The 22,971-nt window shown below is 68.9% G+C and carries 16 protein-coding genes; 5 read left to right on the forward strand and 11 right to left on the reverse strand.

Features of this window, described 5'->3' with window-relative positions; translation table 11 throughout:
* The 7 genes from kdpB to ABZ848_RS46305 all read right to left on the reverse strand — a co-directional run.
* Positions 1 to 1,808: potassium-transporting ATPase subunit KdpB (gene kdpB, locus ABZ848_RS46275; protein WP_360842176.1), on the reverse strand; the 1,808-nt coding region annotated here is incomplete at its 3' end.
* Positions 1,808 to 3,469: a potassium-transporting ATPase subunit KdpA gene (kdpA, locus tag ABZ848_RS46280; protein WP_360842180.1), complete on the reverse strand. Its 1,662-nt coding sequence runs from the start codon at positions 3,467 to 3,469 to the stop codon at positions 1,808 to 1,810. The genes kdpA and kdpB, both read right to left, overlap by 1 nt.
* 8 nt (positions 3,470 to 3,477) lie before the next feature.
* Positions 3,478 to 3,567, reverse strand: a complete 90-nt coding sequence (kdpF, locus tag ABZ848_RS46285) for a K(+)-transporting ATPase subunit F (protein WP_033264828.1) — start codon at positions 3,565 to 3,567, stop codon at positions 3,478 to 3,480.
* A 228-nt stretch (positions 3,568 to 3,795) separates the two neighbouring features.
* Positions 3,796 to 4,554, reverse strand: a complete 759-nt coding sequence (locus ABZ848_RS46290; RefSeq protein ID WP_360842184.1) for a DUF4118 domain-containing protein — start codon at positions 4,552 to 4,554, stop codon at positions 3,796 to 3,798.
* Positions 4,555 to 4,750: 196 nt separating this feature from the next.
* Complete coding sequence (locus ABZ848_RS46295) at positions 4,751 to 6,049, reverse strand: ArsB/NhaD family transporter (RefSeq protein ID WP_360842187.1); 1,299 nt, start codon at positions 6,047 to 6,049, stop codon at positions 4,751 to 4,753.
* On the reverse strand, positions 6,046 to 7,299 hold the full coding sequence (locus ABZ848_RS46300; protein ID WP_360842190.1) for a cation:proton antiporter: 1,254 nt from the start codon (positions 7,297 to 7,299) through the stop codon (positions 6,046 to 6,048). The genes ABZ848_RS46295 and ABZ848_RS46300 overlap by 4 nt, the downstream gene beginning before the upstream one ends.
* Before the next feature lie 192 nt (positions 7,300 to 7,491).
* Complete coding sequence (locus ABZ848_RS46305; RefSeq protein ID WP_360842193.1) at positions 7,492 to 7,953, reverse strand: CBS domain-containing protein; 462 nt, start codon at positions 7,951 to 7,953, stop codon at positions 7,492 to 7,494.
* A gap of 196 nt (positions 7,954 to 8,149) precedes the next feature.
* Between ABZ848_RS46305 and ABZ848_RS46310 the strand changes: the two genes are divergently transcribed.
* A complete protein-coding gene (locus ABZ848_RS46310) occupies positions 8,150 to 9,061 on the forward strand; it encodes an alpha/beta hydrolase (protein WP_360842196.1) in 912 nt (303 codons plus the stop codon).
* 223 nt (positions 9,062 to 9,284) lie between these two features.
* Here the strand turns inward: ABZ848_RS46310 and ABZ848_RS46315 are convergent, their stop codons facing one another.
* Positions 9,285 to 9,554 (reverse strand): hypothetical protein, encoded by a 270-nt coding sequence (locus ABZ848_RS46315; RefSeq protein WP_360842199.1) that lies wholly within the window; start codon positions 9,552 to 9,554, stop codon positions 9,285 to 9,287.
* Positions 9,555 to 9,837: 283 nt separating this feature from the next.
* Here ABZ848_RS46315 and ABZ848_RS46320 point away from each other — a divergent pair, with 283 nt between their 5' ends.
* The 3 genes from ABZ848_RS46320 (at position 9,838) to ABZ848_RS46330 (ending at position 13,270) form a co-directional block, all read left to right on the forward strand.
* Positions 9,838 to 10,896: a helix-turn-helix domain-containing protein gene (locus tag ABZ848_RS46320; RefSeq protein ID WP_360842201.1), complete on the forward strand. Its 1,059-nt coding sequence runs from the start codon at positions 9,838 to 9,840 to the stop codon at positions 10,894 to 10,896.
* Positions 10,897 to 11,371: 475 nt separating this feature from the next.
* The gene (locus ABZ848_RS46325; RefSeq protein ID WP_360842203.1) at positions 11,372 to 12,589 is read left to right on the forward strand and encodes a hypothetical protein; all 1,218 of its coding nucleotides are present in this window, start codon (positions 11,372 to 11,374) and stop codon (positions 12,587 to 12,589) included.
* Between the two features lie 111 nt (positions 12,590 to 12,700).
* Complete coding sequence (locus tag ABZ848_RS46330; RefSeq protein ID WP_360842206.1) at positions 12,701 to 13,270, forward strand: hypothetical protein; 570 nt, start codon at positions 12,701 to 12,703, stop codon at positions 13,268 to 13,270.
* Positions 13,271 to 13,605: 335 nt separating this feature from the next.
* On the opposite strand, the gene ABZ848_RS46335 is transcribed toward ABZ848_RS46330, so the two are convergent.
* Entirely contained in the window at positions 13,606 to 14,136 is a 531-nt protein-coding gene (locus ABZ848_RS46335) for a TerD family protein (RefSeq protein WP_360842209.1), read from the reverse strand.
* 430 nt (positions 14,137 to 14,566) lie between these two features.
* Between ABZ848_RS46335 and ABZ848_RS46340 the strand changes: the two genes are divergently transcribed.
* The gene (locus ABZ848_RS46340; protein ID WP_360842212.1) at positions 14,567 to 16,003 is read left to right on the forward strand and encodes a GNAT family N-acetyltransferase; all 1,437 of its coding nucleotides are present in this window, start codon (positions 14,567 to 14,569) and stop codon (positions 16,001 to 16,003) included.
* Positions 16,004 to 16,024: 21 nt separating this feature from the next.
* Here the strand turns inward: ABZ848_RS46340 and ABZ848_RS46345 are convergent, their stop codons facing one another.
* On the reverse strand, positions 16,025 to 16,327 hold the full coding sequence (locus ABZ848_RS46345; protein WP_360842214.1) for a hypothetical protein: 303 nt from the start codon (positions 16,325 to 16,327) through the stop codon (positions 16,025 to 16,027).
* A gap of 138 nt (positions 16,328 to 16,465) precedes the next feature.
* Positions 16,466 to 22,810 carry a DNRLRE domain-containing protein gene (locus ABZ848_RS46350; RefSeq protein WP_360842217.1) on the reverse strand — a complete coding sequence of 2,115 codons (6,345 nt, stop codon included), beginning with the start codon at positions 22,808 to 22,810 and terminating at the stop codon, positions 16,466 to 16,468.
* Positions 22,811 to 22,971 lie beyond the last annotated feature (161 nt).

The following is a 22,971-nucleotide window of genomic DNA, read 5'->3' on the forward strand; positions in this document are numbered from 1 at the left end:
CCCCGGGTGATGAGGAGTTGCTTGCCGATCTCGACGATCTCGATGAGCTTGGTCGGGTTGGAGTCGAGGTCGACCATGTTGCCGGCCTCCTTGGCAGCCGACGTACCCGTGTTCATCGCCACGCCGACGTCCGCCTGGGCGAGCGCCGGCGCGTCGTTCGTACCGTCACCGGTCATCGCGACGAGCTTGCCGCCCGCCTGCTCCCGTTTGATGAGGGCCATCTTGTCCTCGGGCGTGGCCTCGGCGAGGAAGTCGTCGACGCCCGCCTCCTCGGCGATCGCCTTCGCGGTCAGCGGGTTGTCACCCGTGATCATGACGGTCTTGATGCCCATGCGGCGCAGCTCGTCGAACCGCTCCCGCATGCCGTCCTTGACGACGTCCTTGAGGTGGATGACGCCCAGGACGCGGGCGCCCTGGTCGTCGGCCTCGGCGACCAGCAGGGGTGTACCGCCCGCCTCGGAGATGCGGTTGGCTATCTGGTCGGCGTCCTCTGAGACCGTGCCGCCCTCCTCCCGCACCCAGGCGATGACAGAAGCGGTGGCGCCCTTGCGGACCTTCCGCCCGTCCACGTCCACGCCCGACATGCGGGTCTGGGCGGTGAAGGCGATCCATTCCGCGTGCGCCAGCTCGCCTTGATGGCGCTCGCGCAGCCCGTACTTCTCCTTCGCCAGTACGACGACGGAGCGTCCCTCCGGGGTCTCGTCGGCCAGCGACGACAGCTGGGCGGCGTCGGCGACCTCGGCCTCGGTCGTGCCCGCTACCGGCACGAACTCGGCGGCCTGACGGTTGCCGAGCGTGATGGTGCCGGTCTTGTCGAGCAGCAGCGTGGACACGTCCCCGGCGGCCTCAACGGCCCTGCCGGACATGGCCAGGACGTTGCGCTGGACCAGCCGGTCCATGCCCGCGATGCCGATCGCCGACAGCAGGGCGCCGATCGTGGTCGGGATGAGGCAGACCAGCAGCGCCACCAGCACGACCATGCTGAGCTTGGAACCGGCATAGTCCGCGAACGGTGGCAGGGTGGCCACGGCGAGCAGGAAGACGATCGTGAGCGAGGCGAGGAGGATGTTCAGCGCGATCTCGTTCGGCGTCTTCTGCCGGGCCGCGCCCTCGACCAGATTGATCATCCGGTCGATGAAGGTCTCGCCCGGCTTCGTCGTGATCTTGATGACGATCCGGTCGGACAGCACCTTCGTACCGCCGGTGACGGCGCTGCGGTCGCCGCCGGACTCCCGGATGACCGGGGCCGACTCACCGGTGATCGCCGACTCGTCGACGGAGGCGACACCCTCGACGACGTCACCGTCACCCGGGATGATGTCGCCGGCCTCGCAGACGACCAGGTCGCCGATGGTCAGCTCGGTACCCGGCACCTGCTCCTCGGTCGTGCCGTCCTTGGCCAGCCGGCGCGCCACGGTGTCGGTCTTGGCCTTGCGCAGGGTGTCGGCCTGGGCCTTGCCGCGGCCCTCGGCGACGGCCTCCGCCAGGTTGGCAAAGATCACGGTCAGCCACAGCCAGGCGCTGATCGCCCAGCCGAACCAGTCGCCGGGGTCCTTGAAGGAGAAGACCGTCGTCAGGACCGAGCCGACGAGGACCACGAACATCACGGGCGACTTGACCATGACCCGTGGGTCGAGCTTGCGGCAGGCGTCCGGCAGCGACTTCAGAAGCTGCTTGGGGTCGAACAGCCCGCCGCCGACCCGCCCGTCGGCCTTGTGCCCGGTGGGCGCGTCCTGGTGGGGCGCAAGGGTGGGAGTGGACATGGAACCCTGCTTCGTTGCGTCTGTTTTCTGAGTGTTGGTCGTCATCACGCCAACCCCTCGGCCAGCGGACCCAGCGCCAGCGCGGGGAAGAATGTCAGGCCGGTGATGATCAGGATCGCGCCCACCAGCAGACCGGTGAACAGCGGCTTCTCGGTGCGCAGCGTGCCGGCCGTGGCCGGGATGGGCTTCTGCTCGGCGAGCGAGCCGGCCAGCGCCAGCACGAACACCATCGGCAGGAAGCGGCCCAGCAGCATGCACAAGCCGAGCATCGTGTTGTGGTACTCGGTGTTCGCCGCGAAGCCCGCGAACGCGGAGCCATTGTTGTTGGACGCGGACGTGTAGGCGTACAGCACCTCGGAGAAGCCGTGCGCACCCACGTTCGTCATCGACGACTGCCCCTTGCCCAGCGCCATCGCCAGCCCGGCGCCGATCAGCACCAGAGCCGGGGTGATCAGGATGTAGCAGGCGGCCAGCTTGATCTCACGGGAGCCGATCTTCTTGCCCAGGTACTCAGGCGTACGGCCGACCATCAGACCGGCGATGAACACCGCGATGATCGCCATGATCAGCATGCCGTACAGGCCGGAGCCGGTACCGCCGGGCGCGATCTCGCCCAGCATCATGCCCAGCAGCAGCACCCCGCCGGACAGACCACTGAAGGAGTCGTGGAAGGAGTCGACCGAACCGGTCGAGGTCATCGTCGTGGACACGGCGAACGCCGAGGAGTTGCCCTCGCCGAACCGCGTCTCCTTGCCCTCCATCGCTCCGCCCGCCAGCTGCGAGGCGGTGCCCGGGTGGGCGTACTCCAGCCAGGTCGCGGCAACCACAGCGAAGAACCAGATGATGCCCATCGCGGCGACGATCGCATAGCCCTGCCTGACCGAGCCGACCATCTTGCCGAAGGTGCGCGGCAGCGAGAACGGGATCGCCAGCAGCAGGAAGATCTCCAGCCAGTTGGTGAACCCGTTGGGGTTCTCGAACGGGTGGGAGCTGTTGGCGTTGAAGAAACCGCCGCCGTTGGTGCCCAGGTCCTTGATGGCCTCCTGGGAGGCGACCGCGCCGGGGCTGATGGCCTGCCTCTGGCCGGTCAGCGTGGTGACGTGGTGGATGTCGCCGAAGTTCTGGATGGCGCCCGCGGCGATCAGGACCACGGCCGCGATCACGGAGAGCGGGATCAGGATCCGGATGATGCAGCGCACCAGGTCGGCCCAGAAGTTGCCCAGATCGCCGGTGCGCGAGCGGGCGAAGCCGCGCACCAGGGCCACCGCGACGGCGATGCCGACCGCGGCGGACACGAAGTTCTGCACCGCCAGACCGACGGTCTGGGTGACGTGGCTCATCGCCACCTCGCCCGAGTAGGACTGCCAGTTCGTGTTGGACACGAACGAGGCGGCGGTGTTGAACGCCTGATCCGGGGTGATCGGCTTGAAACCGAGCGACAACGGCAGCTTGTCCTGCACGCGCTGCATCAGGTAAAGGAAGAGCACGCTGACCGCGGAGAAGACCAGCATCCCGCGCAGGTAAGCGGGCCAGCGCATCTCCGCGTCCGGATCGGCGCCGACCGAGCGATAGATCCAGCGCTCGACGCGCAGGTGCTTCCTGGACTGGAAGACGGCGGCCATGTAGTCGCCAAGGGGACGGTGTGCCAGTGCGAGCGCGCCGATCAGCGCGGTCACGAAGAGCACATCAGCAGTTACGGGACCCATGTCGCGGCTCAGAACCTCTCCGGGAAGACGAGGGCGAGGACGAGGTAACCCAGCAGGGCGACGGCCACGACCAGGCCGACGATGTTCTCAGCGGTCACAGCTTCGTCACCCCCTTGGCGACGAGAGCCACCAGCGCGAACGCCGCGATCGTGGCGATGACGAAGGCCACGTCGGCCATCGTGAGCTCCTGAGTGAGGTCGGATCGTTGGGTCGGACGGGTACAGGAAACCCGCTGGCCGGCCGGATTCCGCTTCCCTTAACGGGCCTCATACGTTGGCTCGGGCCGCCTTGACGCACTTCTTACGGCTCGAACGGTTCTTCCGGCCTCAGGCCCGTACACGGCCGTTCGTCAGACCCGCCGTGTCCAGGGCGGCACCCGCTTGGTCGGCCAGCGTCACGGCGACGAGGCGTGCCTTGAGTGACGGGGTGCTTTCCGGGCCGGGGGCCATCATGAAGCGCCCGAAGTAGTGGCCGTTGCCGTACGCCCGCAGTTCGATCTCGCCCTCCGGCCAGCCGGCCGCGTCGACATCCCAGTGCCGGCGGCCCACCGCCACCGACCCGTCCTGTTCCAGCCGGGGCGGCTGTCCCATGAGGGTGCCGTACTCGAAGCGGCACATCCGAAGTCCCAGCAGTTCGATCAGCTGGCTCCGCACGTGCTCGACCACGGGGTCGGCCGAACGGCTGGTCCGGGCGAGGTCGGCCGTCTCGTGGATACGGCGGAGGTGGTCGGCGTCGGTCACGGTGACCACCTCCAAACGCCTGGCATGTGCGGCGAGTTGGGAGACGATGAGGCCCACGGCGAGGAGTAGGACGGCAGTTTCGATGTCGTCCGTCTCCGCCATGGTGAACCGCTCGTAGGGTTCGGTGAGGAAGAAGTCGAACCACGCGGCCGCGGAGAGCGCGGCGAGCGCGCCCGTGATCCGGTTGCCGACCGCCGCGACCGCGACGACCACCACGACCAGGATCAGGGCCGCGTTCGTGTTCGAGAGGCCGGTGCGGAACGGCACGAGTGCCAGGGCCGCCAGGAACGGCGCAAGCAGCGCGCCGCCCACCGCCATCCGGTCCCGCAGAGGAAAGCCGGTCATGTGCCTCGCCTCCTGATGTCTGCGTAGTGCCGGCCAACGCCTCGCGACGATGGTCAGGCGGGGCGGCCACGAGTGGCATCCGCCTGCCGCCCAAGGGGACACTCCCCTCACCGAAGCGTTTCGGCCGAGCACAGGACACGGTCTTGACGCATCCCTGGCGCCCGGAACCTGGACCTTGATGCCTTCTTGATGCGGGTCATGCGAGCGCGAAGTAGCGCAGCCAGACGTAGGCCAGGGAGATGGCCACGGTCGCGGCGGTCACGACCAGCCCGTACTTGGTGAACTGCCAGAAGGAGATGGGCTGTCGGTTGCGTTCGGCGATTCCGAGGACGACCACGTTCGCGGAGGCGCCGATCGCCGTGGCGTTGCCGCCCAGGTCGGCGCCCAGCGCAAGCGCCCACCACATGACATGGTCGCTCGCGCCGCCCATGTCCCGTACCAGGTCGGCGGTGATCGGGGCCATCGTCGCGACGTAGGGAATGTTGTCGACGATGCCCGACAGCACCGCCGATCCGCCGAGCAGAGTCAGGGAGCCGCCCAGTTCGTTGCCTCCGATGACGTCCGCCAGTTTCTGCGAGATCTCGCCGACGACGCCGGTGTCGATGAGCCCGCCGATCATGACGAAGAGGCCGGCGAAGAAGGCCAGAGTGGGCCACTCCACCTCGGCCAGGACGTCGTTGGTGTCGACGGAGGAGAGGGCGACCAGCAGTCCCGCGCCGAGCAGGGCGACGATGCTGGGCTCGTAGTGGAGCACCGGGTGCAGGACGAAGCCCGCGACCACCAGGGCGAGAACAACCAGGCCCTGGACGAGCAGACGCCGGTCCCTGATGGCCTCGCCCTCCTCCAGCGCCATGATCTCGGCGGCGCGCTCCTCGTCGTAGACGAACGACTTGCGGAACATCACCCGGCACAGGACGAGCAGGACGACGACCAGCAGCGCGGAGAGAGGGGCGAGGTGGACGAGGAAGTCGTTGAAGGTGAGGCCGGCCCGGCTGGCGATGATGATGTTCGGGGGATCGCCGACCAGAGTGGCCGTGCCGCCGATGTTCGAGGCCATCACCTCGGCGATCAAAAACGGGGCGGCCGGCAGCGCGAGGCGCTCGCACACCAGCAGGGTGACCGGTGCGACGAGCAGGACCGTGGTGACGTTGTCGAGCAGCGCCGAGGCGATCGCGGTGATCACGACGAGCATGGCCATGACGCGGAAGGGCTGCGCGCGGGCCCGTTTGACCGCCCAGATCGCCAGGTACTCGAACATGCCGGTCTTCTTCAGCACGCCGACGATCATCATCATGCCCATGAGCAGGAAGATGACGTTCCAGTCGATGCCCGAGTCCTCGGAGTAGAACGCCGAGATGTCGTCGGTCGCCCCGATCGCCAGCATCAGACCCGCGCCGCCGAGCGCGACGGCGACGCGGTGGATCTTCTCGCTGATGATCAGGGCGTACGCGCCGACGAAGACGACGATCGCGGCCCAGCTGTGCCAGTCGTTCACGTTCCTCCGGTTCCTCCGTGTGCCTGTGGTGCTGCGGTCCGAGTGGTGTTCGTGCAGGGGGAGATGTCCGCCATGCCGGCCAGGTCCTCGACGTCGAAGGCGCGGGCGATCGGAACGTCCGTCGAGCTGTGGGCGACGATCGAGAACGCGATGCACACGGCGATGAGCGTGAACGCCTCTTCGGCCTGCGGGATGCCGGACTGGAGCACCAGCAGTCCGTACACCACCGAAGCGAAGCCCTTCGGGCCGAACCAGGCCGCGACCAGCTTCTCCCGGCGGGAGAGGCGGGTGCCGAGTAGCGACAGCAGGAGCGAGACCGGGCGGATCAGGAAGATCGCCAGGATCACGGCCGCGTAGCCGCCGAGCGACAGGTCGCCGAACAGGTGCGGGGTGAGCAGGGCGCCGAAGACCAGCAGGGCCGCGAACTTCGCCAGCTCCGCGAGCGCCTCACCCAGCGGTTCGAAAGACGCCCTCGCCTCCGGCGAGACGTGCGCCAGGACCGCGCCCGCCGAGAACGCCGCGAGGTAGGGGTTGGCGTGGGTGAGGTGGCAGGCCGCGTACAGGATGATGCCGGTCGCCAGCGGTAGCAGGGGCTGCAACTTGGGCTCCGCGCCCAACAGCCGGAACCGCACCAGCCAGTTGACGAGGAGGGGCAGCGCGATTCCGAAGAGCAGACCGAGCACCAACTCCACGGCGATCCTGCCCGGAGACGCCTCCATGCCGGATGCCGTGGGGCCCGCCGCCGCGATGAGGAGCATCACCACGGGCAGGGCGAGCCCGTCGTTGATGCCGCTCTCCACGTTCAGCAGCTGGCGCAGCTTGGCCGGGACCTCGCTGCGGCCGACGATCGCCGAGGCGAACACCGGGTCGGTGGGCGCGAGCACCGCGCCCACCAGGAACGACGTCGTCCAGTCCAGGCCCACCAGGAAGTGGGTGACCAGCGCCATGAAGACGAACGCGAGCGGCATACCGAGTCCGAGGGCACGGGCCGGGTTCCGCCAGTTGGCGCGCAGCTTCGGCAGCGAGACGTGCATGCCGTCGGTGAACAGCACCGCGAACAGGGCCAGGTCGGCCGTCACGGACACCATCTCGCTGTCCGGCGTGATGTGGATCAGCCCGAAGAAGCCGTCGCTCACGAGCGCGCCGCCGACCAGGAAGAGGAAGGACGTGGACAACACCGTCCGGGCCGCCAGGCCCGACAACAGCACCGCCACCAGCAGCGCGACGCCAAACACCACCACCAGCACCATGGCAAACGCCCCGATCGGAAGAGAGATCTGTCCTCAACTCGCCGACCAGGCTTCCCGGCACACCGGGTGGAACCATACCTTCCCTTGATACGTCTTTGACAGGTTCCTTATGCGCACGCCCTGACCGTGATTATTGCCGGGCACCGGCAAGGTCGGGATGCCGACACCACCTCCACTCCGACGCGGACCCGCTCAGGACGCAGCGATCAGAAGTCGTTCCAGCAGGTGCGCGGCTGTGATCACACCGAGCAGCCGCAGACCGTTCTCGTCCTTGTCCACCACCGCCACCAGGGGACTGCGGACCTGTGCCATCAGTGCCGCGACCTCCAGCGCGGTCGCGTCCGGCTCGGCGACCGGCGGCGCGGGTAGGCTCTTGGACAGGCAGTCGCGGACCGTACGGCCCGCCAGGGCCTTGCACAGCCTGTCGGCGTGGCGTTCGTCGATGACGGCGGCCAGCGTCGGATCGTCGATGACGTACGCCGGCACGACCACCTTGATCATCTGAGACGCCGGCAGGATGGCCTTCGGCGCACCCTTCTCATCGAGCACCAACAGGGCGGGCAGCCGCTGTTCGGCCATCAGCCGGGCCGCCGCCATGGCGTCGGTGTCGACGCCGACTGTCTCGTACTCCACTGCCAGCTCTCGTGCCCGCACGGTCGGCTCCTGATTTTCGTTCTGTGTCCCGTCGGAGGGCAGCGTCACGCGGCCTCGGCACCGGGCCGGCCGTCGCGCGGGACCTCCCAGCTCATTGTGATGCAATCGAAGCGCGCGGCCACGCCCCCGTGCTTCCGGTTTCCGAACAGGTGGGACACGGCACGCGCAACCTCCTTCCGCCGTCCGAGGACCTGCTGTGAGACGCCCGCTGACACACGGTGATGACGAGGAACGAGCCACAGACGTCGTCGAGTTGGCTCAGGGAACGGTCGAGTACCGCTTGCAGCATCGCGGCCGAGCGACCGTCATCGTCTTCTACGGCGGCCACATGCGGGCCGGTCTTGCCCTCGGCGAGGACGTCTTCGCCGATGCGGACTGCTCGGTGCTGGTCCCGTCGCGGCCCGGGTACGGCCGCACGCCGGTCTCCACCGGCCGGTCGGCGACCGGCTTCGCCGACGTCACGGCCGCACTGTGCGGTCGGCTCGGTATCGCGAAGGTCGCGGCGGTGGTCGGTGTCTCCGGCGGCGGACCCACCGCGGTCGCGATGGCCGCGCGCCATCCGGAGATCGTCGAACGGCTGATCCTGCAGAGCGCCGTGGGACCGCTGCCCTGGCCCGATCGCCGGACCCGGCTCGGCGCCCAGGTGATCTTCGGGCCCGTCCGGGAGCGGGCGACCTGGGCACTCGTCCGCGCGCTCCTCGTGCGTGCCCCTGACACGGCTCTGCGGCTGCTGCTGCGCGAGCTCACGACTCTTCCGGCCGCCGAAGTGGTGGCGGGCCTGCGGCCCGAGGACCGAGCGCGGTTGACCGCGCTGTTCTCGCGGATGAGATCGGGCCACGGGTTCGTCAACGACCTCAGGGATCTCAAGGCCGGTCCCGGTCCGAGGCTCCCATTGGCCGACGTCACCCAGCCGAGCCTGGTCATCGCGAGCCGTCGCGACGGCGCCGTGCCGTTCACTCATGCCCAGGCCCTGGCCGCGGGGCTGGAGCACGCGGAACTACTGGAGAGCTCGGCGAACAGCCACTTCATCTGGTTCGGGGACGACTGGCCGACGGTCGCGACGCAGATACGGGGCTTCCTGTCGGCCGATCCGGCGTCGGCCTCGTAAGAGCAGGCCAGGTGGCACCCGGACACGGAAGCAGGATCGTCCCCACCCGCAAGCGCCGAGGCCCCAGCCCCCGCGCGCATCCAGCACGCCGGGCCTGGCTGCCGAAGCCGCGAACTCGTCAGGTCGCCCTCCAGCCCCACCGTGCCTGGATACGTTCCCATTCCGCGGCCCATTGCCTCATGCGCCGACCTTCGAGAACCCCGCGGACCACCCGCGCGCAGACTCACACCGCACCGCCCGTGGCCGCTGCCGCCAGTGCGCCAACCACAACCGCATCCGGCAGCGCCTCCGACGGATCGGCGAGCCGGGACGTCAGGCCGCCGCGGGCGTCCGTCCAGATCGGCACCCGACTCCCAGAACGGGCCTCAGCCGACACGTTGGTCCAGCCGACGCAGGTGTGCCCGTCCCGCACCGTCCACTCGACCTCCGCCCGCACGCGACCGGCATCGCCGAACCGGGTGGAAGCCCCGGCCGATGCGGTCCTGACCACCACGACCGCGACCTCCCGTCGCTCCCCCTGTCCCCGCCGAGGACCGATCGGTCGCCACCGCCAGCGCCCGCGTACGACCCGGACCGGCGGCGCGCTGCCTCCGGGCCGGGCCCCGGGCAGCTGCCGGTGTCCGAGGCCCGACCCTTCCACAGTGCTCCCCGCACGCCATGGTGCACACCCGCGATCCTCCGCGCATTGCCGGTTCCCGGCAGTGTTCACTAATGTCTGCATGCCGGTGAACCGCCAAGAAACCGTCACCGGGGCGTCAAGATTCCGGGGGGACGGCGTGACCGAGCGGGAGATACCCGAGGCGTATCTGGAGGGCTACGCCCGGATCCTTGCCGAGGTCTCGGCCACCGGCCGGCGCCTGACCCGCGAGGAGATCGAGTCGCGCCGCGCGCTGGGCGAGCAGTCCGCGGAGGCCGGCCATGGACTGCGCGCCCTGGTGGGAGCCCACCTGGCCGCGGCGCGCGCCGCCTGGCCTGGTACCCCCGGATCGGTCGACAGCACGCTCGCCGCCGTACAGCAGGTCGTCGACGCCTTCGCGGAGGGCTACGAGCGCGCCCAGCGCCTCGCCGTACGCCAGGAGGAGGCCGCCCGCCGGGAGTTCATCGACGATCTCCTCTACGGCCGCAGCGACCTGGGCCGCCTCGCCGAACGTGCGGAACGCTTCGGACTGCGTCTCTCCCACGCCCACGCGGTCGCCGTCGCACAGGGCCCCGCCGCCTATGTGGAAGGCGATCCCGTGCCACGGCAGGTGGAGCACGCGCTGATCACCCGCTTCGGCAACCGCAACGTGCTGCTCACCACCAAGGACGGGCGGCTGCTGTGCGTCGCGCCCGGCCACGAGGACGAGGTCCTCCCCTACTTCGCCAAACAGGCCCACGCCGCCACGGAAGGCGGCCGGGTCGCCATCGGTCGCCCGCAGCCGGGCCCCGGTGGCGTCGTCCAGTCGTACGAAGAAGCCCTGAGCACCCTGGGGATGGCCGAACGCCTCGGCCTCGACGACCCGGTGCTGCGCGCCGCCGACCTGCTCGTCTATCCCGTCCTCACCCGTGACCGGCAGGCCATGGCCGACCTCGTGGTCAACACCCTCGGCCCCCTCACCACCGCCCGGGGCGGCGCCCAGCCGCTTCTGGACACCCTCACCGCGTACTTCGACTCCGGCTGCGTCGCGGCCGAGGCCGCCCGCCGTCTCTCCCTGAGCGTGCGGGCCATGACCTACCGCCTGGACCGCATCCACCAGCTCACCGGCGCCAACCCGTCCGATCCCGCGCACCGTTACAAACTCCAGACCGCCGTCATCGGCGCCCGGCTCCTGGACTGGCCGACCGAAGACCTGTGACAGCCGCGTCCTTCGTCGGCGACCACACGAACCACCGCTGTCCGGTCGCCGACAGTACTCGACTTCACCGACCGTAGGAGCTCGGTTACCCGCTCTGAACTGCGACGATTCGTAGACTTCCGACATCGCCGAGGGGCACCGGACAGCCCTTGTCGATCAAGAGGATCCAGGACAGGTGAGGGCCTCACGTCGACTCGGCCGTCCGGTCTGGTCCCCCATTCCAGTGGTGAGTTGATCTGGCGAGACATGGGCGCGGCAACGACAACGTCAACCCATATTGGCTCAAAAGGAGTCTTCCATTCGACAACATTCCTTGCACATGCCAATAGTTGGTTGCTCCACGAAGTACTGTCCGGTCGGCAACGTGACGACATCGTCGATCTGAGACAGGAGTGATCTGATGTCGCAGCGCCGGGAAAGATCCCGAGCGATACGCCTGATACCCACAGCGGTGGTCGCCACGCTCCTCGCGACCGTGACCGCTATCGTGCCTGCCGAAGCGGCTTCGCCCGCGGCGGGTCAGGGCACCGTGACCCAGGGCACGAGCGACAGTGGCCCGCAGGAGCAGTTGACGTCGCACGCGACTTCCGGGTCCGACCGCCCCGCCGCCCAACCCGGGCAGAAGCAGGCCCTGACCTCCGAGGCGCAGACGTGTACCGCGCCGAATGCCGAGGGCACCGCGGTGTGCGTCCAGGAGACCAAGCCAGCCGATCTTCCGGCGCGCCTCGCGCACAGCTCGCTCGCCGCCGAGGTTGTGGATCCGCCCCAGTGGTGTGAGGACGCCAACGGCATCATCCTCGGCACCCGCACTCAGATCTGCCTGGTGACCGGGCTTACGTACACCACCACACGGACCGTGAACGGCACGACGACGGTCACCGGCGAGGCCGACATGGTCGTCATCAACTACAGCTACAGCGACACCGGTCTGCCCACCTTCGCCCACCAGATCGAGCTCTCTATGTACGACGGATGGGGCGACGCCCTCAACGCCTCCGTCGACGGGCAGGCGACCCTGAGCGGGGCCTGCACCCTGGATAGCTCTTCGTTCCCAGTACAGCCCCTGCTGCCGCTCAACTCGTGGCGGTCGGGCGAGGCGTTCTTCGACACCACCGCCACCGCGGCCGGTGCGATCGGCACCTGCGCCACGTACTGGTACCTCACGTTCACGAACGCGGGTTACCCGGCGGCCGTCACGGACTACCAGCTCAACGAGTTCCGCTGCGACAACGCCACCGTCGGACGGGCCAACGTCGGCTGCGTGGTGCCCTGGTACGCCTCGGAACTCGTCTACAGCAGTGCCTCCTACCCGTCCCTGGCCTCCCACGTCCAGCGGGCCCAGGCATCGGGACTGCCCGGCGCCACCTTCGCCAACCCGCTGACCAGGACCGAGGATGACACGATCATCAACACGAACCGCAACCTGGCCTGCGGAGACGCCCCCAGCATCACGGGCCTGAGCTGTGACGAGTACCCCATCGCACGCTCCCGCGAAGGGCTATCCTCCGGCGGCACACGACGCACCTTCGATGGCTGCCAGATGCCCAACGTGTCCTCGGGGACAGGACCGACCGGAGTCAGCGTCTGCATGATCACGGCCACTGAGAACAACGCCCAGGGCGGTCTGAACACCCAGTTCTTCCGCGCTGAACGCGTCCTCGACGGGGACCCCTTCAGAGTCACCGTTTCCTGACGCACCCGCGCCGTACGGCAGTACGGTGGTGGCGTCACGGAGCGCCACCACCGTACTGTGCGAGCGTGGTCCGCGTACGCCCAGAGCGATGACGCACCAGCCGGGAGAGACATGGACACCGCCCACGACGTGTACATCCCCGAAGGCACTTTCGGTCTCCTGGACGCTGGAGAAATCCCTGTCCAGACGGCGGACTGGAGCAACGGCCTCGCGGTCCCCATGACCCAGGGCGCCCTCGTCGTCACCGGCATCCACACCGGTGTGGTCCGGGCCACCGCGACCGCTCTTGCCGGTCCACCGACGGCGCCTGCGGACCCCTCCTGGGAAGAGATCGTCGAAGTCAGCGTGCACGCCACCACGGGCCTCCTCCGGGTCGAGTCCCTCGAACACGGCCCGGTCGACGCACTTCCTCCCCTCAGCCCTGCGGGGCGGGGCTGGTACCGGCTCCGCGTTCACGCGCGCGGGCGCACTCTCCTCCCTGACAAGGTCAGCACCGAGCCCGTGGAGGACTATCTCCTCATGACATGGCCGGCGCCACGCTCCGGCGCCGACATCATCCGGGGCAGCGACCGCATCGACCACGCCCTCGCTCACGCACCCGGCATGCCCCAGCCGCAGACGCCCGCCCCTGCACAGAGCGCGGAGCAGGAGACGCTTCGCCGGCGGTTGCTGCGAGGGTAGGGCGTTCTTCGTCTCACCGAGGTGGCTCGACCAAGCGGCCTTCGGCCGTTCGTCGTGGGGGCGGCTGTCCGCGGTCAGCCGGCGGACCCGCTCCTTGAGAGCGGCGTTCTCGGCGGTGATCCGATGGCGGGTTTCCTCACTCCACTCTGCCTCCAAGTCGCGGATCCGGCCGAGGAGTTCGCCGAGGCGGGTGCATTGGGCGAGAATCCCGACGTGGGCCGTCTTGAGGGCTTCCTCGGCGTTGAGCGCGCTTTCGCGCCAGGTCGCCTCGCGTTCGTCGGCCGGGCCAAAGGAACATCGCGGGCAGAACCACGGGCGGTCGGAAAACTCCGAGATCAGCGCTGCCGGGTGCCCATCTCTGCGGCGAACAGCACCGGATCGGCATCGAACCCCCGGACCATCTCACGGAATCCCCACCGTCCGGACGTGTCTCTGCCGAACTCCGCGACCGTCGCCGCCGTCGCACCGGCGACCTGAGCGAAGTCGTCCGCCAGCAGCTCCCGGTACCCCTCGACGACGACCACGCCGGCATTCGATATCTCACCGAAGGTACGGGGACCGCCGTCCTGGTGGATCGCCACTCCGACCACCACCCGCCCGTACGCGGGCGACATCCGCTCGAATTCCAGCACCATGGCCTCGACGAACCCGAAGCCCATTCCGGTCTCGCTGTGCCGGCTCATGTTGATCGTGCCGTCCGGCGACCGGCTCTCGGTGTGGACGACGTACACGGGCCGCCCGTAGGGATCGTCCGCCGAATAGGTCGCGGCCATGATGTCGAGATGCCGAGGCGCCTCCCCATAGGGACTCGGGTCCCACCGGAGCTTCACCTCGACCTTGCCCAGCCCCTCGCCGACACCGCTCACCCTGCCACTCCCCGTCAGGCACCGCGGGACATCCCCGCACCCTCAAGTATGTGCTCTGACCAGGCTCTTGATGCCTCCTTAACTCGATTCTCCTCGTGGTCGCTGAGCCAGGACAGGAGAACCGCCACCAGCAGATCGACCAGGTGGCTCTCCTGGACCGCCCCCGGACCACAGTCCGGGGGCGGTCTTCTTTCTGCTTGAGGCTGACCGCTATTTGCGGGCCGCGTACTGGGCGGCGGCCAGGTTGAACGGCTCTGCGCGAGCGTCGTCGGGCATCTCCCCGTCATCGGCCGGAACTTGGACGAGGAGAGACCGAGCGCTCTGGAGGGCTCCTGCTCCGACACCGTAAGAATTTCACCCGGCTCGACTCTGGAAGTGGCGGCTAGCCTCCCATCATGAACGTGGAGACGGAAACGGGGTGTCGGCGGACATGAACCAGGTGCCGCTGTTCTGCGATGTCGCCCTGGCACAGCGCATCGAGCGCGCCGAGGCCCAGCTGATGGCCGCGGCGGCGGAAGCGGCCCGGCTGCGGCGGGGAGACGATGCCGGGTTCGTCGTGCGGGTGGCCGGCGGGGTCGCCACGTACGCCGGGGACGGCTCGCCCTTCAACAAGATCGCGGGACTCGGGTTCGACCGCGTCCCCGACGCAGCGGTGCTGGACGGCATCGAGCGCGCCTTCGCCGAGCGCGGTGCTCCCGTCCAGGCGGAAGTGGCACATCTGGCGAACCCGGCGGTGGGAGCCCTGTTGACGGAGCGCGGATACCGGCCGGTCTCCTTCGAGAACGTGCTCGGTCTCTCCCCCAAGGGCGGCCACGAGCAAGTGGTCACTCCCGGCATCGAGGTCCGGGTGTGCCGCGACGACGAGTTCAACGCCTGGCTGGACGCCGTGGTCGACGGCTTCGCCCACCCGGACGGCCAGGGTATTCCCGCGCACGAGGAGTTCCCCCGTGAGGTACTTTCCGACGCCGAGCGGGATTTCGCCGCGGCGGGTGTGGTGCACTACGTCGCCCGGTGCGACGGCGTCGTCGTCGGAGGCGGCAGCCTCCGCCTCGCGGACGGCATCGCCCAACTCACCGGCGCCGCGACCACCCCCGCCTACCGCCGACGTGGCGTCCAGACGGCGCTCGTCTCGGCCCGGCTCGCTGCCGCTTCCGCCGCCGGCTGCGACATCGCCGTGGTGACCACGCAACCCGGGTCCAGGTCCCAACACAACGTGCAGCGCCGGGGGTTCCAACTGCTGTACACCCGAGCCGTTCTGGTCAAGGACACTCAGCCGCCCGGCACGACGGCTCGATCCGACACGCCGCTTGCCGATCGGACTCCGCTCAAAGCCTGGGAAGCATGGGACGAGACCCCGGACGGGGTGCGCGTGGTGGAGTACGTGGGCTCGCGGGAGAAGCTCCGGCCGCTGTTCGACCTGGCCGAGGACTCACCCGAGCAACTCGCGTCCTACATCGACGACGGGCGCGTGCTCGTGGCGTTGCAAGGAACGGACGTAGTCGGTCATCTGCAACTGGTGAGCACTGATCAGGCCCGCGAGTTCGAAATCAAGAACATGGCCGTACGGCAAGACCGTCAGCACGCCGGAGTCGGCAGGCACTTGGTGCAGTGTGCAAAGGACCTAGCGGCCGACGAGTCAGGCAACCGCCTGCTGGTCGCCACCGCCGCGGCCGACATCGGGAACCTGCGCTTCTACCAACGGCAGGGATTCCGCCTCCAGTCCGTCGAACGGGATGCCTTCACCGCCCGCACCGGCTACGAACCGGGCACCCTCATCGAGGGCATCGAGCTACGCGACCGCGTCTGGCTCGACTGCACACTCGACCCGGCCACGCCCGGCTCTCTCCATCCGCCCGGTGAGATCTGACCGCGCCTTCCAGGGGCATCCTCACGCCCCGGCACCGTTCCCCTCCCCTCTGGGGCGGTGGGCCTCCTGCAGGTGCTGGCGACGAATGCGTATCTCCCTGAACGACAGGACGACGACCGCGAGGTTCAGGGGGAAGGCGATGGCGTTGGCCACTTCCGGGATGTCGAAGGCGCGGAGCAGGCTCGCTCCGGCTGCGATCAGGAAAAGCGCGAGCGGCAGGAAGCGCCGCCAGGTGGGCAGGTCGCGCATTCGGGCGACGGTGACGGAGCACCACAGGGTGAGGCAGAAGAAGGCGAACCCGAAAGCGGCGACGGCGGGAAGCATGCGAGGCAACTCCACGAGGGGAAGCCGAGGCCGTGCGGTGGACAAAGCGGCCTGCGGCTTGCGGATATGGGGGGCGGGGAGGTGGTGCTCCGCGACAGTGACCGCGGAGCACCACCCTAGGCGCTGATCAGGGCCGGCTCAGCCCTTGGTGTAGACGATGCGGTAGCTGGACACGTAGCGCCAGGATGTTCTTGTCCAGCTCCAGCCTCCGGTCCGGGTCCATTTGATGCCGGTCCACTTGATGCGGTAGGTGGTCCGGTCCCGGTAGGAGTACTGCCAGTGCGTTTCGAAGGTCGCCAGGATCTTCTGCCGGCCCCAGCCGTACCAGGCCACGACCTTGCACTTGAAGACGTACTGCTTGCGGTAGCGGTACTGGCGCTTCCACGCACTGATGGGGACCGGCCCGTAGTCGCCGCTCAGGATGTCCATGTACCAGTGCCAGTTGACGTTCTGCCAGCCGCTGTAGCTCCAGCGGGTGGTGCGCAGGACCGTGGTGAAACTGCGCCCGGTCCAGGCGTGCTTGGGCACGCGGCAGGTCGCACAGCCGGTGACATCGTCGTTGTTGACCGGGTCGGCACAGGCATAGTCGTAGGAGTTGCAACTGCCGCCGGGGATCGGGTCGGCGGACAGGAAGCGGCCGGTGACCGGGTTGTAGAGGCGGACGCCCATCAGAGTGAGACCGGTGAGCGTTTCCGTCGACCGGTGCATGCCGCCGTGCCATCCGTAGCGGATCGCGCTGGAGGTGGTGGCACGGTTGCCGTACTCGTCGGTGGTGAGCACGGTGGGGGCCTGTCCGGCGGTGGTGGGCAGTTGCATCACCACGTCGCCGTGCAGGTTGACCAGTTGCAGGACGGTCGAGCCGGTCTTGGCCGTGGTGGCGACCAGTTGGCCGTCGAACCCGTTCACGTTGCGGGTGACCGCGCCGGTCGTGGTGTCCTCGACGGTCCAGCGCGGAGTGTCCGCGTCGGAGCTGTAGTGGTTGAGTTTGGACTGGGTCTGGGTCCAGGTGCCGGAGGCGTTGGACTCCACCGTCCAGCCGCGGAAGCGCAGCTGTGAGTCGAGGGTCCAGGTCTGGCGCTGGGTGCCGGAGATCTGCTGTCGGACCAGGTCGTTGGTGTAGTAGGCCAGCGTGGTGCCGGGGGCCGCGGTGCTGCGGCCGAAGGCGTCGTAGCTGTAGCCGGAGTCGACCAGGCGGTCGGCGCTGTCGTAGGTGTGGCTGGTGGTCGTTGCGCCCGTGGTGGTGCAGGCCAGGCCGGGCTCGGCGGCCGCGGTGGCCAGGTTCTGGCGGTTGGCGTTCTTGTCGAGCGTGTAGCTGCGGGTGACGCACACGCTGTCGACGGTGTCGTCCTCGGCCCGGACCAGTCGGCCGGCCTTGTCGTAGCGGTAGGTCTGGCTGGAAGTCTGCCCCAGCGAGCCGGTGTAGGAGGAACGCTGGCCGTGGACCGTGGGGATGAGCGTCTCGGCGAAGAGCACCTCACCGTCGCTGTCGCGGGTGTACGTCCGCTGTGTCGCCATCCCGGCCGGGTTGGTGGTCTGGCTCATGGTGTAGCCACCCGGGAGTTTCTGCGAACTCACCTGTCCGTCGGCGTCGTATCGGACGCTGAACGTGCCTGCCACGGAGTCGGTGACGGACGTGGGCAGGCCACGGGGATCGGCGCTCGTGTCGTACGCGTAGCTCGTGCTTGAGGGCACGTTGTCGCTGACTTTGACCGCGTGGCCCTCGGCGTCGTACTGGCTGGTGGTCACCCCTCCGTCGGCGTCGGTGTAGGAGATGAGGCGGCCGAGCCTGTCGTACGCCTTCTTGATCGTTCCGCCGCCGGTGGAGGTGACCTCGGCCACCTTGCCGCTGACGGTGTCGTACGTGGTGGTGACCGCGGGGACCGCGGTGCCGGTGCCCCCGGTGATCGTCACGGTTTTCGTGCGGCCCGCGTCGTCGTATTCGGTGGTCTTCACCCGGGTGGTGCTGTTGGCGGTCTCCGTGAGCTTGGAGGTCTCGCCCCAGCGGTCGTACTCGGCGATGGTGGTCGCCAGCTGGGTCGGGTTGGAGCCTCCACCAGTGATCGCCGCGGCGGGGCGGGTACGGCAGACCTCGTCGGCCCATTCGGGTCGGCCGCCGCAGACTCCGGTGCCGTCGCCGGTGTAGTAGTCCGTGATCAGCGTGCCGGCGTCGGACCCGGTGGATGCGGGCAGGCTGCGCGTGATCTGGCGTCCGGCGGTGTCGTAGGTGGCCTTCTCGGTGATGGCCAGGCCGCCCGGGTCCTGGATGGTGCTGGTGGGCTCGCCCACCACCCAGTCGTACGTCGTCTGCGTCACTCGGGAATCGGCCGTGAGCGTGGGCCAGTTGCGCGGCTGGCCGCCTTCGGTGCGCTTGGTGACCTTGTCCGAGACGGTCGCCGTGCCGTCGGTCGGGCGGCCGTCGTCGTACTCGCTGACCAGACGGTGGCGCACGATCGCCTGGTCGCCCGCGGACAGCACGGTGGTGGTGCCGTCCTTCAGCTCGGTGTCCAGGACGACCCGGTGCAGCGGGCCGAGGGTCTCGACCTCGCGGGAGCCGTCGGCGTTGTAAGTACCGCGGTTGGAGAGGAGTTCGGCGCGCTCCGCCGCCGGCACGCCCGCGATGCCGAGGTCGGCCAGCTGCGCCTTGTCGGCGTCGGTGGTGCCCAGGGCCAGCGCACGGTTGGCGGCGGACAGTTCCCTGACCGCGTTGCCGAACTGGTCGTATTCGGTGGTGGTGATGTTCTTCGCGGCGTCCAGGGTGTTGACCTCGCGGCCGGAGGCGTTGAGGTAGTGCACCAGGGCCCGGCTGTAGTCACCAGCGGTGAGGGAGGAGCCGTCGTGCGAGGCCGGGACCGAGCCCGTGGGGAAGACCGCGGTGGCGTCCGAGGGGGCGTCGAACTGTCCCCAGTCCGCCACGTCGCCTGCGCCCATGGCCTCAGGTGCCTTGGTGCCGGTGAGTGGGACGCCGTAGACGACCGACGTCTGGGCCGTGCCACCGTCGAGTTCGTCGGCGGAGCCGGCCTTGAGGGTCGGGCGGGATGCCTTGAGCAGCATGCCGTCGCCGGAGACCGGATCGGTGCCGACCTTGCCGTAGCCGAAGGTCCAGGCGAGCTGTCCGGGCGGCGTGAACTGTGTGACCCGGCCCGCGGAGTCGTACGCGTAGGTCGTCTTCAGAGCCGGGGAGAGCCTGGGGTCCCAGGTCTCGCGCAGGCGTCCGGTGTCGTCGTAGGCGTACTTGGCCACGCTGGTATCGGTGGAGGCGGTGGCGCCGGGGGTGGTCGCCCACACGCGGATCTCGGACACCTGGTCCTTCACGTTCCCGAAGGTGGTGGAGGTTGCGGTGGTGGAGGTGGCGTAGACGAACTCCAGGACGCGGCACCCGCGGGTGGTCGGGGCTGCCTCGCAGGCCCCGACGGTCACCGCGCTGGTGGCGTTGATGACGTGCTTGGGCCGGGCGAGGACTTTGCCGTCGACGGTCACGGCCTCGGAGATCACCTCGGTCGTGGAGTGGGCCTGGCCGTCGATCAGGGACCGGGTGACCGTCCAGGCGTCGGCGGAGGAGTTGACCCGGCTGAAGGTGGTGACGTTTCCTTCGGTGTCAGACAGGGTGAAGTCCCCGCTGGTGAAGTTGCCCGTGAGGGTGAGGTCTTCGGCTCCGGGCTCGGGGATCCAGCCGTTCTTGGCCGAGTTGGCGGAGAAGGCGAACGTCTCTCCCTCCGCGGTGACGACGTCGAGTGACGTCGCCGAGGTCTTCCGCAGCTCGGAGTAGTCGGACTTGACGGCCTGCGCCGTGGTGCCGGCCACCCACTCCTTGCCGAAGATGGCCGCCTGTCCGTCCTGGACCGCCCCGGCCTGCGGGGTGCGCGAGGACGCGCTGCGGGTCACCGTCATGTCGAGCACGGACACATCGGTACCGGACAGGGTGTAGTCGCCGGTGAGGAGGTTCAGTGAGCCGGGCCCGACCTCGCTGGCGGCGGCTCCGTCGGCGTTGCGGTCCACCACGACGGCGAGCGGCTGCGTCGCCCCGGAGGCCCCGTCCGGTCCGGTGAAGTCGGCCTTGATCTGGATCGATCCGTCCGGGTCCACGGTGTCGGTGGTGTTCCACACGAGCGCGGCGTTCTTGCCGTTCGTCAGCGGCACCGGCCACGCGGTCAGCGCGGTACCGCCCGATGTGACGTCGCCGGCGGGGATCTTGGTCCAGTCGTCCGCCTCGGAACGACGCCAGGAGAAGGAGACGCTGTCGTACTTGCCCGCCTCCGCCTCGGCGACCAGCGGCAGCCGGCGTGCGGTGCGCTCACCGTCCGACGGCTGGATGAAACCTCCGGGGCCGGCGTGGAAGGTGTACTCGCGAGGTTCGGACTTGTTGTCCGCCTTGTCGACGGAGCGCACCTGCAGGGTCTGGGTGCCGTCCTTCGGCGGTGTGATGGACAGGCTCTTGTTCGCGGTGGAGCCACCGGTTGCCACCTTGGTCCAGGTCACGCCGTCCAGCGACCACTCCAGCCAGTTGTGGTCCGCGGCGGGAGGGGTGACCGTGAACGTGCCGGACTGCCCGGCGCCCTTGACCCACTGGCCTGATGGATAGTCCGTCGAGGTGATGCTCGTGGGAGCGGAGGGCGCCTTGGTGTCGACGGTGAAGGTCTTCCACGCCGACCAGCCGGTGTTGAAGTGCGTGCCGTCGTACGGCGACGTGCGGAACTTGTACGTCTTGCCGTCGCTCAGCACCCCGGAGGCGACCGTCACCTCGGCGACCTGGCCGGAGGGCACCCACGGGGAGACGAGGTACTCGCCGACCTTCGTGTCGGTCGCCGCGTCGCGCACCTCGAAGGTGCCGTTGACCTTGTCGCCGTTGGCGTCGACGAAGGTGTCCCGCAGCGTCGGGGTCGTGGTGTCGACGACATAGGCACCGGAGTAGGAGAAGTACGGCGGGCCGGCCTCCTGCTTGGTGCCGGTGCGCGGCCGGTAGTTGTAGTTGACGACCAGCTTCGGCGGATTCGAGGCGGCGTTGGCGGAGTTGACGCGCTTCCACTGGGCCACGACGGTCTCGCTGGAGGCGCGCAGGCCCATGTGTCCGCGGGTGGCCTTGGCGGAGGCCCACTCTTGGACCAGGGTGGTCACGTCGGCGTTGATCCACCCGTCGGGCTGGGCGGAGCATCCGGCGTTGCCGGTGGTCTCGGTGGACGTGGCCTTCTGCGCCGTCCATGCCGGCTGCGCGGTCCAGCGCGAGGCGGTCGAGGCCGCTCCAGCCGACCACACCTCCCACGGGTAGAGCTTGCAGTCGGTGTTGCCCGAGTGGAAGTTCCACAGGGACAGCTTCGCGTCCAGGATCAGGGCGTCCTGGATCGGCGAGGTGTTCCAGGAGACGAAGGAGCGCGCGGTGCGCGGGGTGCCGTCGGAGTTCGTGGTGCCGGGATTGCCCAGGTCCAGTTCGGTGTCGGCGGACCAGTCGACGGTCTCGCCCTGCTGCACATAGGTGTCGAAGACGTTGGAGAGGGCGGATGTGGACGGATCGACCGTCACGGGGTACGCGGTCTGTGGGTCGGCGAGGAACTTCGCGTCCGGGGTGACCACCAGGTCGACGGACGAGCCCTTCTGCACCACCTTCAGGCCGACCTTCGCCCGGTTGGTGTGCTCACCGGACCGCTTGTCGACGCTGGCATCCCACATCACAGGGGCGGGCATGACGGCCCGCTTCTTGTTCTTCCGGTCGGTGAACAGGACGCTGCCGTCGGCGAGTTGCTTGGCTCTGAGGCCCTTGGCCTTCAGAGGCAGTGTGTAGGTGTAACCGCCGGTGGCGGGGCGCTGCTTGATCTCGACGTACTGCTCGAAGCCGGTCCGCGTCGCCTCGACGACCACATCCGCTCCGGGGACGGCGTCAACGTACTCCGCGCGCGTGCCGTCCAACTTCGGCCGGGGCAGGCCGCCCTTCCACTGCAGGGTGATCTGCTGGTCACCTTCGCCGAGCGTGACCAGGTCGGTGGCCTTGGCGCCACGCGCGGCCTCCAGGGACGAGGCGGGTGTGCCCGTCTTTCCGGCCAGCCGCAGCCCCTCGGGGTGAGCCTTGGGCTCTACGCCGCCGGAGACCTCCTTGAGCTCGACGTCGACGTCGGTCCACCGGCCGTCCTGCTGGAACCGGATCGGCCCCGCGGCCATCTCCGTGGTCAGACTGCCGTCCTTGTTGGCCCAGGTCGTGGATGTCTCGGTGCGCTCGCTCAGGGCTTCCACCCGGTGTCCGGAGAGCCGGGCTGCGATGCGGGCAGAGGGGATGTCGTCAGCCTGCTTGACCGCGGGCTTCTTCGGCTTGGCGGCCTGGGGTTCCTGGCGCTGGGAGGAGAGGTTGAGGGCCACGGCGTCGCCGGTGTCGGCGACCAGTAGCGCCGATTCGGCGGCGAGCAACATCGCGGCGGCTGCGGCAATGCGCGGCAATGCCCGTCTGCGGCGGTGGAAGGCGAGCACGGAGCCCCGTATCCGGGGCACGGCAGGTCTCATCGAATGGCATCCCTTGCGGATCAGGACACGGGGGGCGTCCGATCCGATCAGTTCTGCGGTCTCGAAAGAAGTGAGATCTTCACCAATCCTGTGTGCAACCCTTGCCTGGTCTGAGGAGTCGAGGTTTCTCGGTGGTATGCCTGCGCCTGGGGGCGGAGAGC

It is taken from the genome of Streptomyces sp. NPDC047081 (assembly GCF_040643775.1).
In the GTDB taxonomy this organism is placed as follows: Bacteria; Actinomycetota; Actinomycetes; order Streptomycetales; family Streptomycetaceae; genus Streptomyces.

Coding starts and splice junctions, on each gene's coding strand:
- kdpA (WP_360842180.1), bottom strand. CDS start 3,469: ATGGGTCCCGTAACTGCTGATGTGCTCTTCGTGACCGCGCTGATCGGC.
- ABZ848_RS46290 (WP_360842184.1), bottom strand. CDS start 4,554: ATGACCGGCTTTCCTCTGCGGGACCGGATGGCGGTGGGCGGCGCGCTG.
- ABZ848_RS46300 (WP_360842190.1), bottom strand. CDS start 7,299: ATGGTGCTGGTGGTGGTGTTTGGCGTCGCGCTGCTGGTGGCGGTGCTG.
- ABZ848_RS46330 (WP_360842206.1), top strand. CDS start 12,701: ATGGACACCGCCCACGACGTGTACATCCCCGAAGGCACTTTCGGTCTC.
- ABZ848_RS46340 (WP_360842212.1), top strand. CDS start 14,567: ATGAACCAGGTGCCGCTGTTCTGCGATGTCGCCCTGGCACAGCGCATC.
- ABZ848_RS46345 (WP_360842214.1), bottom strand. CDS start 16,327: ATGCTTCCCGCCGTCGCCGCTTTCGGGTTCGCCTTCTTCTGCCTCACC.
- ABZ848_RS46350 (WP_360842217.1), bottom strand. CDS start 22,810: ATGAGACCTGCCGTGCCCCGGATACGGGGCTCCGTGCTCGCCTTCCAC.